This is a genomic window from Amycolatopsis sp. PSD-21 (genome assembly GCF_055561455.1).
The window spans coordinates 7,206,155-7,218,300 of the sequence record NZ_CM145712.1 but is presented as its reverse complement, the minus strand read 5'-3'; the positions used below and the strand labels follow the sequence as shown (position 1 = coordinate 7,218,300).

At 69.5% G+C, this 12,146-nt stretch carries 8 protein-coding genes; 5 read left to right on the top strand and 3 right to left on the bottom strand.

Annotation, left to right across the window (positions count from 1 at the left end; translation table 11 throughout):
* Positions 1-30 precede the first annotated feature (30 nt).
* The 3 genes from ACZ1DY_RS33790 to ACZ1DY_RS33780 are packed head-to-tail and all read right to left on the bottom strand — an operon-like array spanning position 31 to position 2,712.
* Positions 31-987 carry an ankyrin repeat domain-containing protein gene (locus tag ACZ1DY_RS33790; RefSeq protein ID WP_257484816.1) on the bottom strand — a complete coding sequence of 319 codons (957 nt, stop codon included), beginning with the start codon at positions 985-987 and terminating at the stop codon, positions 31-33.
* A complete protein-coding gene (locus tag ACZ1DY_RS33785; protein WP_465482104.1) occupies positions 971-1,807 on the bottom strand; it encodes a TIGR03620 family F420-dependent LLM class oxidoreductase in 837 nt (278 codons plus the stop codon). Before ACZ1DY_RS33785 ends, ACZ1DY_RS33790 begins: the two co-directional genes overlap by 17 nt.
* Positions 1,804-2,712, bottom strand: coding sequence for a TIGR03620 family F420-dependent LLM class oxidoreductase (locus ACZ1DY_RS33780; protein ID WP_257484818.1), 909 nt, complete (start codon positions 2,710-2,712; stop codon positions 1,804-1,806). Before ACZ1DY_RS33780 ends, ACZ1DY_RS33785 begins: the two co-directional genes overlap by 4 nt.
* 97 nt (positions 2,713-2,809) lie before the next feature.
* Between ACZ1DY_RS33780 and ACZ1DY_RS33775 the strand changes: the two genes are divergently transcribed.
* From ACZ1DY_RS33775 to cimA, 5 genes are all read left to right on the top strand, one after another.
* Entirely contained in the window at positions 2,810-3,376 is a 567-nt protein-coding gene (locus tag ACZ1DY_RS33775; protein ID WP_465482103.1) for a TetR/AcrR family transcriptional regulator, read from the top strand.
* A 102-nt stretch (positions 3,377-3,478) separates the two neighbouring features.
* A complete protein-coding gene (gene serA / locus ACZ1DY_RS33770; protein ID WP_219149318.1) occupies positions 3,479-5,077 on the top strand; it encodes a phosphoglycerate dehydrogenase in 1,599 nt (532 codons plus the stop codon).
* A gap of 306 nt (positions 5,078-5,383) precedes the next feature.
* The gene (locus ACZ1DY_RS33765; protein WP_465482102.1) at positions 5,384-8,788 is read left to right on the top strand and encodes a S8 family peptidase; all 3,405 of its coding nucleotides are present in this window, start codon (positions 5,384-5,386) and stop codon (positions 8,786-8,788) included.
* 236 nt (positions 8,789-9,024) lie between these two features.
* Positions 9,025-10,068, top strand: coding sequence for a 3-isopropylmalate dehydrogenase (locus ACZ1DY_RS33760; protein ID WP_007031599.1), 1,044 nt, complete (start codon positions 9,025-9,027; stop codon positions 10,066-10,068).
* A gap of 448 nt (positions 10,069-10,516) precedes the next feature.
* Positions 10,517-12,142 (top strand): citramalate synthase, encoded by a 1,626-nt coding sequence (cimA, locus tag ACZ1DY_RS33755; RefSeq protein ID WP_257484821.1) that lies wholly within the window; start codon positions 10,517-10,519, stop codon positions 12,140-12,142.
* The last annotated feature ends 4 nt before the right edge of the window (positions 12,143-12,146 follow it).

Here is a 12,146-nt window from a genome sequence, read left to right as displayed (position 1 = left end):
CGGGCGGGTGCCCACGTGCTGGGCGCGCGATCAGGAGCCCCGCAGCACCGCCGCGATCTCCGTCTGCTCGAAATGCTCGGCCCACCCCAAGGCCGACGACGAGTACAGCGAATCCTTGAGCGAAGGATCCGCCCCCACCTCCAGCAAGGCCCGCACCGCGTCGACATGCCCGCCCTGCACGGAGAGGTGCAGCGCCGTGACACCTTCTCCGTGCGAGAGCCCGCCGAAGGTGCCCTGGCGGTTCACCGAAGCACCGAGCTCCGCCAAGGTCCTGATCGCCGACGCCTTTCCCTGAGCGGCCGCCCAGGTCAGCGCCGTGCCGCGGTACACGTCGGCGTCCACCCGGGCGCCCCTCGCCACCAGGGTCCGCATCGCGTCGGACCGGTCGTTCCGTGCAGCCCACGACAGCGCTTCGTCGACGACCTCGGCCGGGTCGTCGCTCGGCCGCCATTCCGGGAAACCGCTGTGCGGGCGGTGGAATTCGCGATGCGCGCCGGCCGCGGGGGAGAGCGTGCCGTCCGGCGCGAGCAGCTCGTCGAGCAGGTCCGCCCGGCCGAGCCCGGCGGCGACGCGCAGGTTGCCGGGGGAGACGCTGCGCGAGGCCAGCAGTTCCGCCGCCTCGCGATGGCCCCAGAACAGCGCGACCACCAGCGGCGTGCCGCCGTCGCCCCGGGCCGGGACGTCGACCGGCGCGCCCGCGTCGAGCAGCATCGAGACCAGCAGCGGCAGCCCGGCGTACCCGGCCTGGTGCAACGCCGTCCAGCCGTGCACGTTGGCCGAAGCCGGATCGGCGCCGTGGTCGAGCAGGATCCGGCACAGCCGCTCGTCGCAGGTCGCGGCGGCCATGCCGAGCAGGTCGTTCCCGTTCTGCCCGTGGGCGTGGACGAGCGTGGGCAGGTCGCCGATCAGGCGCGCGAGCCCGGCGAGGTCTCGCGCGTCGATCAGTTCCCGTGCCTTTTCGAAGGCGAGTTCAGCCGGTGACGTCACGCTCCCGCACGCTACCCCCGATCCCCGACAGAACCCGCCATTCGGCCAGCGGGATCCGGTCGTCCCCGGTCAGGACCTGCAGGCAGACGTGGTCCGCGCCCGCGTCCAGATGCGCCTGGACGCGCGCGGAGATCGCGTCCTCCCCGACGGCGACCAGCGCGTCCACGAGCTTGTCGGAGCCGTAGTCCTCCTCTGTGAACCCGAACCGCCGCAGATTCGCCCGATGGTGGGCGGCCAGGCCCAGGTACGTCGACACGTGCCGCCGCGCGATCTCCCGGTCCGATCCCAGGACGACGGCCTGCTCGACGGCGAGGTAGGCCGAAGGCCCGATGGTCTGCCGCGCCAGCGCGGTGTGCTCGACTGGGACGAAGTACGAATGCGCCCCATCGGTGCGTTCCGCGGCCAAGGCGAGCATCTTCGGGCCCAGGGCGGCCAGCACGCGCCGGCGTGGGGAGTCCGGTGTGGACAGTTCGACCGCGTCCATTTCGTCGAGATAGCCGCGCATCGCCTCCAGTGGTTTCGCGCCCGGCAGGTGACCGCCCAGCCCGAGGACGAACCGGCCCGGATAGGCCTCGGCGAGGGTCCGTTCGGCGGCCGCCGCCGCGACGGGTGCCCGATGGGAGAAGCGCGCGATACCGGTGGCGACGGTCAGCCGCGACGTCGCCGCCAGCAGCAGCCCCGCCTGCGTGAACGCCTCCCGGCCCAGGTACTCCCCGAACCACAGCGTGTCGAAGCCGAGTTCCTCGACCTCCGCGGCCGCCTCGCGGACCTCGCCGATTTCCTTGCCGTCGAACGAGAACGTCCAGATGCCGACGCTCATCGGGTCACCGCCGTCAGTGCCGGGGCCAGCCGTTCCAGCTGATCCACTATGGACTGAAGATCGTCACCGGCGGGATGGAGGAGCACGGTGTCCGCGCCGGCGTCCACGAGTTCCTTGATCCGCCCGGCGATCCGTTCCTCGTCGCCCCACGCGATCAGCCCGTCCACGAGCCGGTCGCTGACGCCGTCGATGTCGGCGTCGGTGTAGCCGAGCCGTTTCCAGCCCTTGAAGTAGTGCTGGATGTCGTACTGCTTCATCAGCCCGATGTCCCTCGTCACGCTCGCCCGCGCCTGTTCGCGGTCGCCGAGCAGCACCGAATGGGTGGGGATGAGCAGCTTGTCCCGGCCGAGGATCTCGCGGGCGTACGGCGTGTGTTCGAAAGGCTGGGCGAACGGATGAGCGCCGTCCGCCAGATCCCGCGCGAGTTCGAGCATCTTCGGCCCGACCGCGGCTAGGACACGCGGGAACGGTACCGGTGAAGGGAATTCTTCCGCAGCCGCGGACATGGCCGTGAGGTAGTCGCGGGTCTGTTCGAGCGGCCGGTAATCCGAGCCCGCCTTCTCCGCCTGATAGGAGTGCCCGATCCCCACGCCGAGCACGAACCGGCCCGGGAAGGCCTGCGCGAGCGTCCGTCCGCCGCTGTGGGCGGTGTACGCGGGCCGTGACCAGATGTTCGCGATCCCGGTGCCGACCACCACCCGTTCGGTGGCGGCGAGCGTGATGGCGCTGTACGCGAACAACTCCCGGTTCCCCGGCCCCTCGCCGCCCCACACGGAGCGGTAACCCAGCTCCTCCAGGCGTTGCACCGCCCGCCGTTCCTCGTCCGGTGTCGGCGTGAACATGCCGACCGGCAGCCAGACACCCACCGGGCCCAGCCGCTCCCGGGTTTCTTCGATCAAGGTCATTCTCTCGTCTCCCCAGCTAACATGAGGCAGCCTCCGCTTACGCCGCCGACTATACGGAGGCTGCCTCCGATTTGTCGAGACTAGGCTCGGGAGCGCGATGGACACCGAGAAGAAGCCGCTGCGGGCGGACGCCCGGCGCAACTACGAGCGCCTCCTCGAAGAGGCGAGGCGTGCCTTCGCCGCGCATGGGGTCGAGGCGTCGCTGGAAGAGATCGCCCGCAGGGCCGGTGTCGGCATCGGGACGCTCTATCGGCATTTCCCGACGCGCGAAGCCCTCGTCGAGACGGTGCTCCGCGAAGGCTTCGACGCGCAGGCCGCCGCGGCCCGCGAACTCCTGGACTCCCCGGAACCGCTGAACGCGCTGAAGGCCTGGCTCGCCGGGATGGGTGAACAGTCGGCGCGCTACCGAGGACTACCCGAACTGATGGTCGACGTCCTCAACGACGAGACCTCGCCGCTCTACGCCTCCTGTCACGCGATGCGGGACCAGGTGTCCCACCTGGTGGAAAGGGCAAAGGCCGCAGGGGAGCTCCGGGCGGACGTCACAGTGGCCGAAATCCTGGTGATGCTGCACGCCCTTTCCTGGGCCAGCGAACACCTTTCGGGTGACAAGGGGCTCGAACGCCTCCTCGATCTCGTTTTCGCGGGATTACGGGCGAGTTAACAATCCCCTGTCACCAGGTCTAAACTGCGGCGCAACCGGGCACAACGGCGTGACCGACCAATAGTGAGTCGCAGGCACAGACCAGATAGTGGGAGCCGTATCGTGACCAAGCCGAACAAGCCCGTCGTCCTCATCGCCGAGAAGCTCGCCCCCTCCGTGTTGAGCGTCTTCTCCGACGAGGTCGAGGTCCAGCATGTGGACGGCACGGACCGCCCCGCGCTGCTCGAGGCCGTGAAGACGGCGGACGCGCTGCTCGTGCGGTCCGCGACGAAGGTCGACGCCGAGGTCCTCGGTGCCACCACCTCGCTCAAGGTCGTCGCCCGCGCCGGCGTCGGGCTGGACAACGTCGAGGTCCCCGCCGCCACCGAACGCGGTGTCCTGGTGGTCAACGCGCCGACGTCGAACATCGTCTCCGCCGCCGAACACGCCGTCGCGCTGCTGCTCGCCGTCGCCCGCCGGGTCCCGGCCGCGGACCAGAGCCTCCAGGGCGGCGCGTGGAAGCGCAGCGCCTACTCCGGCGTCGAGATCCAGGGCAAGACCATCGGCGTGGTCGGCCTCGGCAAGATCGGCCAGCTGTTCGCGCAGCGGCTCGCCGCCTTCGACACCAAGCTCATCGCCTACGACCCCTACGTCTCGGCCGCCCGCGCCGCGCAGCTCGGCATCGAGCTGGTCACGCTGGACGAACTGCTGGAGCGCGCCGACGCGATCTCCATCCACCTGCCGAAGACCCCGGAGACCAAGGGCCTGATCGGCGCCGAGGCGCTCAAGAAGACCAAGCAGGGCGTCATCATCGTCAACGCCGCGCGCGGTGGCCTGATCGACGAGCAGGCGCTGGCGGACGCGGTCAGCTCCGGCCACGTCGGCGGCGCCGGTATCGACGTGTTCGTCACCGAGCCCACCACCGAGAGCCCGCTGTTCGGCCTGCCGAACGTCGTCGTCACCCCGCACCTCGGCGCCTCGACCGCCGAAGCGCAGGACCGCGCGGGCACCGACGTCGCGAAGTCCGTGCTGCTCGCGCTGCGCGGCGACTTCGTGCCCGACGCGGTGAACGTCGCGGGCGGCGGCACGGTCGGCGAGCACGTCCGGCCGTACCTCTCGCTCACCCAGAAGCTCGGCACCGTGCTGACCGCGCTGAACCCGAAGGCCCCGGCCTCGGTCACCGTCGTGGTCAAGGGCGAGCTGGCCGCCGAGGACGTCAGCGTGCTGCCGCTCGCCGCCGAGCGCGGCGTGTTCTCCGGCGTCGTCGAGGACCAGGTCACCTTCGTGAACGCGCCGCGCGTGGCCGAAGAGCTGGGTGTCCAGGTCGATCTGGTCACCGAGACCGAAAGCCCCAAGTTCCGCAGCCTGGTCACCGTCCGCGCGGTCCACGCCGACGGCTCGACCCTTTCGGTGTCCGGTTCGGTCACCGGCAAGGACGAGGTCGAGAAGCTGGTCGAGGTCAACGGCCGCCACTTCGACCTGCGCGCCGAGGGCAACGTGCTGCTGCTCGAGTACCCGGACCGCCCGGGCATCATGGGCCGCGTCGGCACGCTGCTCGGCGAGGCGGGGCTCAACATCGAGGCCGCGCAGATCAGCCAGACCACCGACGGCGCGGACGCGGTCATGCTGCTGCGCGTGGACCGTTCCGTGGACTCGCACCTGCTGGAGCCGATCGGCGCCACCGTGGGCGCGCACACGATCCGCGCGGTCAACTTCGGCTGACCTCCCATTACGCGTGAAGGCCCCCTTCCCTCGGCTCAGCCGAGGGAAGGGGGCCTTCACGCGCATTTCGCAATTAGTCGACCAACCGCGGTCGTTGTATGTGCGGGGTTCGCGGGATCGCAGAGCAAGATTCAATAACGGTGAAAAATGCCTACTGAAGTCGGGCTGGTCCCCGGATAGGTTCTTCCGGCGAGGCCGAACCATCGCGTCGTCAAGGGCACGGCGCGGCGCCGGGGCTCACCGTCGGGGGTGTGTTCGAGCGGCAGGCAGGTTCCGAGTCCAGGCCTCGAGTGAGGGCACGTACTCATGAACAGATCCCGCGTACCCCGATGGGCGATCCGCTCGTCGGCCGCGGTCTTCGCCGCGTTGCTCGTGACGTCCGTGACCGGGGCGTCCGCAGCCGCGCAGGATGTCCCTCTCGCGGACGGCGTCACGCCGGCGAAGATCGACCGTAACGGATTCCAGGGGAAGGTCGAGCCGAAGCTCAAGGCCGCCCAGGGCAAGATCACCGCCTTCGTCGAGCTGGCCAAGCAGCCCGCCGTCGACGCCTTCAACGCCGAGCAGAACAAGGGCGCGGGCAAGGAAAAGGCGAAGAAGGCCGCGAAGGACGCCAAGGCCGACGCCGCCGCGACGGTGAACTCCGTCGTCGGGCAGCTCAAGGCCGCCGACGCCGGCACCCAGCTGGTCACGCAGACCGCCAACGCGGTCGCCGGCGCGGTCGTCACGGCCGACGCGGCGAAGATCCGCGAGCTGGCGAAGCGGCCGGACGTCGTCTCGGTCAAGAAGGTCGTGCCGAAGACCCGTACCAACTCCAGCGCGGTCCAGCTGACCAACACGCTCGCCTCCTGGCAGCAGACCGGCCGCTACGGCGACGGCATCCGCGTCGGCGTGATCGACGACGGCATCGACTACACCCACGCCACCTTCGGCGGGCCGGGCACGGCCGAGGCGTACAAGGCGATCAACCGCGACCAGGCCACCCCCGCCTTCCCGACCGACAAGGTCGTCGGCGGTATCGACCTGGTCGGCGACGCCTACGACTCGGGCAGCGACGACCCGGCCCTCAACACCCCGAAGCCGGACCCCAACCCGATCTCGTGCGGCCACCACGGCACGCACGTCGCGGGCACGGTCGCCGGATTCGGTGTGGACGAAGCGGGCAAGACCTTCACCGGTGACTACAAGAAGCTGAACAAGAAGAAGATCGAAGCGATGCAGATCGGCCCGGGCACCGCGCCCAAGGCCCTGCTGTACGCCATCAAGGTCTTCGGCTGCGACGGTTCGACCAACGTCACCTCGCAGGCGCTCGACTGGTCGCTCGACCCGGACGGCGACGGCGACTTCACCGACCACCTCGACGTGGTCAACCTGTCGCTGGGCGGCGACTTCGCCACCCCGGACGACCCGGACTCGCTGTTCGTGCGCAAGATCGCCGCGAACAACGTCGTCCCGGTGTTCTCCGCGGGCAACGGTGGCGACCTCAACGACGTCGGCGGCGCGCCGGGCAACACGCCCGAGGCGCTGACCGTCGCCAGCAGCCGTGACGCGTCCGTCCTTCGCGACGCCGTCGAAGCCGTCGCTCCCGACGGTGTGAAGGGCGCGAAGACCGGCCAGTTCAGCCAGAACTACGCGACCTACGACACGCTCGACGTCACCGCGCCGGTGGTCACGCTGTCGGCCGACAACGCCGCGGGCTGCAAGCCGTACTCCGAAGCCGACAAGGCCAAGGCCGCGGGCAAGATCGTGTTCCTCGAATGGGACGACAACGACGCGACCCGCGCCTGCGGTTCCGGTGCCCGTTCGAACAACGCGCAGGCCGCCGGTGCCAAGGGCGCGCTGTTCTCGTCGACGCTGGAGCACTTCACGGCCGGTATCGCGGGCAACGCGGCCCTGCCGACGTTCCAGCTGACCGGCAGCGCGACCGCCTCGGTCCGTCCCGCGGTGGCCGCGGGCACGCTGCAGGTCCGCATGACCGGCAAGGGCCGCGTGTCCGTGCCGACCACCGATCAGTCCATTGTGGACACCCCGAGCTCGTTCACCTCGCGTGGCGGGCGCGGCCCGGCCGTCAAACCGGACGTCGCGGCGCCCGGTGACTCGATCGCGTCCGCGCTGAGCGGCAGCGGGGCCGGTCGCCTGGTCATCTCCGGGACCTCGATGGCGGCTCCGCACACCTCGGGTATCACCGCCCTGATCCGTCAGGCGCACCCGGACTGGTCGGTCGAAGAGGTCAAGGCCTCGGTCGTCAACACCGCCGGTCACGACATCCGTGACGCTTCGGGCCGCGTTTACGGGCCGCAGCGCGTCGGCAGCGGCCGGATCGACGCGAAGGCCGCGCTGGACAACCAGGTCCTGGCCTACGTCGTCGACAACCCCGGCTTCGTCTCGGTCAACTTCGGCGTCGTCGAAGCGGGCGGCCCGGTCACCCTGACCAAGACGGTCAAGGTGGTCAACAAGGGCATCAAGCCGGTCGAGTACTCGGTGGGCTACGAAGCCGTGAACTCGCTCCCCGGTGTCGAGTACACAGTGGACAAGCCGACGGTGAAGCTGAGCCCGCGCGGTATCGCGCTGGTGAAGGTGACCCTGAAGATCGCCGACCCCAAGGCGCTCCGCAAGGTCATGGACCCGACCATGGCGGCGACGCAGGTCGGCCTCGCCCGGCAGTTCGTGGCGGACGCCTCCGGCCGGATCGCGTTCACCCCGAAGAGCGGCACGACCGTTCCGCTGCGGCTCGCGGTGTACTCCGCGCCGAAGCCCGTCTCGTCCATCAACACCCCGGGCAACGTCAACTTCGGCGCCGGCCAGACCCAGGCCGTGCTGAACCTGACCGGCAAGGGCGTGGACCAGGGCACCGGCCCGCAGCGGTACCGCTCGCTGATCAGCGTGCTCGAACTGCAGGCGGAATCCCCGCAGCTGCCCGAGTGCGACGGCGACGTCACCACCGACTGCACCCTGAACCAGACGGCCAAGGGCGCCGACCTGCGCTACATCGGCGCGGCGTCGACGGCCCCGCTTGCCAAGGCGCAGGGCGAGCCGGAGAACGCGTTGCTGGCCTTCGGTCTCACCACCTGGAGCGACCTGGCCAACCTGGGCAGCAACACCTCGCCGTTCGTGGACATCGACACCACGGGCGACGGGCAGCCGGACTTCGAGACCTATGTGACCAAGGTGACGTCCACCGACGTCCTCGTGGCGGTCACCGTGGCGCTGAAGCCGGGCTTCCCGCAGGTGGACATCCAGCCGATCAACGGCCAGCTCGGCGACGTCGACACGAACGTGTACGACACCAACGTCGTCGTGCTGCCGGTGAGCATCGCGGCACTGGGCATCGACCCGAACGCCGCGTCGCACAAGATCAGCTACACCGTCGGGACCTCCGGGTTCTACGCGGCGCCGGGTGCGGACTCGTCGACGATCGACTACGTCGGCACGCCGCTTTCGTTCGACGCCTTGGCTCCCGCGTACACCGTCCAGGGCGGCGGCGACTCCGCGCTGGGCTACGTCGCGAAGCCGGGCACGGCGCTGGTGGTCAACCGCAACGCGGCCGCGCAGGACACCGTGCTGGGCCTGCTGGCGATCGAGCACCACAACGCCTCGGGCAACCGGGCGAACGTGGTGAAGATCCAGACGAACGCCGGTGGTGGAAACTCCGGTGTCGACCGGCCGGGCAACGGCGGGCGGCACACCGGACGTCAGCCGATCGGTGTGGGCTGACGCGGTAGTGCGGTAATCCGCGTTCGATGAGGTGAGGGACGCCCTGGCGGCATGCTTTCCGCCAGGGCGTCCCTTCTCGTTTTCACCCTTTCGGCTGTCTCGCTCTGTGGGAGATTCCGGCATAAGGGTGGTGCGGCTACGGCTACCGGGCTACGGCCGGTAACCTTCCGCTGCTGGCGTTTTCTTGCGGATGGGCCATCCGGACTGCCGGTGGCCTGGTCTACGGAGGTGTGTGGATGCGGCTCGCGGTGATCCCAGGAGACGGGATCGGGCCCGAAGTGGTCTCCGAGGCGCTCAAGGTGCTCGGTGAGGTCGTACCGACTGCGGAGATCACGAACTACGACCTCGGCGCCGCCCGGTGGCACTCCACCGGCGAGCTGCTCCCGGAGTCGGTACTCGGTGAACTCCGTCAGCACGACGCGATCCTGCTGGGCGCGGTGGGCGACCCGACGGTGCCGAGCGGCATCCTGGAGCGCGGGCTGTTGCTGCGCCTCCGGTTCGAGCTCGACCACCACGTGAACCTGCGTCCCGCCCGGTTGTACCCGGGGGTGCGCGGACCGCTCGCCGAGGCGGGCGAGATCGACATGGTCGTCGTGCGTGAAGGCACCGAAGGCCCGTACGCGGGCAACGGTGGCCTGCTGCGCAAGGACACCGAGAACGAGATCGCGACGGAGGTCAGCGTCAACACGGCGTTCGGCGTCCGGCGCGTGGTGACCGACGCGTTCAACCGGGCCGAGGCGCGGCCGCGTAAGCACCTGACGCTCCTGCACAAGACGAACGTGCTGGAGTACGCGGGTTCGCTGTGGTCGCGGATCGTCGAAGAGGTCTCGCTGGAGCACCCGGAGGTGACCGTCGCCTACTCCCATGTGGACGCCGCGACCATCCACCTGGTGACCGACCCGTCCCGTTTCGACGTCGTGGTGACCGACAACCTGTTCGGCGACATCATCACCGACCTGGCCGCGGCCGTGACCGGTGGCATCGGGCTGGCGGCGAGCGGGAACCTCGACATCACCCGGCGGAACCCGAGCATGTTCGAGCCGGTGCACGGCAGCGCGCCGGACATCGCGGGCCAGGGTCTCGCCGACCCGACCGCCGCGGTGCTGTCGGTGTCGCTGCTGCTGGACCACTTGGGACAGAAGGAGGCGGCGCGGCGGATCGAGGCCTCGGTGGCCTTCGACCTCGCGACCCGCGACCAGGCATCGCCTGGTGCGACGCACGCGATCGGTGACCGGCTGGCGGCCCTGGTGTCGTCGAACGTGCGCCCGGTCACTCAGTAGTTCTTGGAAGTACGTGAAGGCCCCCTTCATTGCGCTGGACGCAGTGAAGGGGGCCTTCACGTACTTCGGGGCCTGGCGACCTGGAGGGTGTGTCGCGAAAGCCACTTTCGCGACGCCTGGTGTCCCGAAAGTGGCTTTCGCGACACAGCCGATGGGACATCGCTCCGCGTGTTGCGAAAGCCACTTTCGCAACCTTCAACGTTGCGAAAGTGGCTTTCGCAACGCCGGCGGCCCGGAAGCGCGTCCCGGAGTGTGGAATCTTTCGCCCGGCTTGTGGACGCCCGCCGGGGCGTGTGCCATGATGCGTCCGTGACCTCCTGCACCATCATTATCGCCGAGCGCGCCGGATAACAGCTCCACAAGAGCCCCCGGCGCGCAACCTCTCGCACCCATGCGGGAGGTTTTTTTGTTGCCTGAACACGTTTTGCCCCACCACGAGGAGATTCCCGTGACCCGCAAGGAGCCCGCCGATACGCCGCTCGGCGACGCCTTCCACCTGTACGACACGACGTTGCGCGACGGCGCGCAGCGCGAGGGGATCTCCTATTCCGTCACGGACAAGCTGGCGGTGGCGAGGCTGCTCGACGATCTCGGGGTCGGGTTCATCGAAGGCGGATGGCCGGGCGCGCTGCCCAAGGACACGGAATTCTTCGCCCGCGCGGCTTCGGGCGAACTGAAACTGCGCCACGCCGCGCTCGTCGCCTTCGGCGCGACGCGGAAGGCGGGTGCCAAGGCCGAGCAGGACCAGCAGGTGCGGGCCCTGCTCGATTCCCAGGCGCCGGTGGTCACCCTGGTGGCCAAATCGGACCTGCGGCACATCGAACGCGCGCTGCGGGTCGACGTCGACGAGGCGTGCGAGATGGTGCGCGACACCGTCGCGTTCCTCGTCGGCGAAGGACGTCGCGTCTTCCTTGACGCGGAACACTTTTTCGACGGCTACGCGTTCTCCCCGGACACCGCCTTGAAGGTGCTCGACGCGGGAGTGAACGCGGGCGCCGACGTCGCCGTGCTGTGCGACACCAACGGCGGCCAGCTGCCGCTCGGCCTCGCGGAAACCGTCCGCGAGGTCAAGGAAAGGACCGGATTCCGGCTCGGAATCCATTGCCAGGACGACACTTCCTGCGCGGTGGCGAATTCCGTCGCCGCCGTGCAGGCCGGCGTGACGCACGTCCAGTGCACCGCCAATGGTTACGGCGAACGGGCGGGTAACGCCGATCTGTTCGCCGTGACGGGAAATCTGGTGACCAAGCTCGGGATGGAGGTGCTCCCGACCGGAGGCGCCGCCGAGCTCACCCGGGTCTCCCATGCCCTTGCCGAAATCGCGAACATCGCCCCCTACACCCACCAGGCTTACGTAGGGGCGTCGGCCTTCGCCCACAAGGCGGGACTGCACGCGAGCGCGATCAAGGTGGATCCGTTGCTGTACAACCACATCGATCCAGCTTATGTCGGCAATGACATGCGGGTACTGGTCACCGAGATGGCCGGCAGGGCCAGCCTGGAGCTCAAGGGACGTGAGCTCGGGGTCGACCTTGCCGGCCAGCCCGAGGCGCTGACGAGCGCCGTGAAGAAGGTGAAGCGGCTCGAATCCGAAGGCTGGTCCTTCGAGGCCGCGGACGCTTCACTGGAACTGCTGCTGCGGCGGGAGGTCGACGGCCCGCAGAGCGACGTCCTCGACGAACCGCCGTTCGAACTCGAGTCGTACCGGGTCGTGCTCGACCACCGGTCCGACGGCGAGGTCGTGTCCGAGGCGACGGTGAAGGTGCACGTCGCCGGGCAGCGGGTGATCGCGACCGCCGAGGGCAACGGCCCCGTGCATGCGCTCGACGCCGCCCTGCGCGAGGCGCTCAGCCCGCATCTGTCCTGGTTGGACAGTGTGGAGCTGGCCGACTACAAGGTGCGGATCCTGCCCGGCCACCCCGGCGCCGCCGCCGTCACCCGCGTGCTCGTCGAGACCAGCGACGGAGAGCGCGAGTGGACCACCGTCGGCGTGCACGGCAACATCGTCGAAGCGAGCTGGCTGGCGTTGTGCGACGCGCTCGTGCACAAGTCCCTCAGGGAGGGCCCGGCGTGAGGAG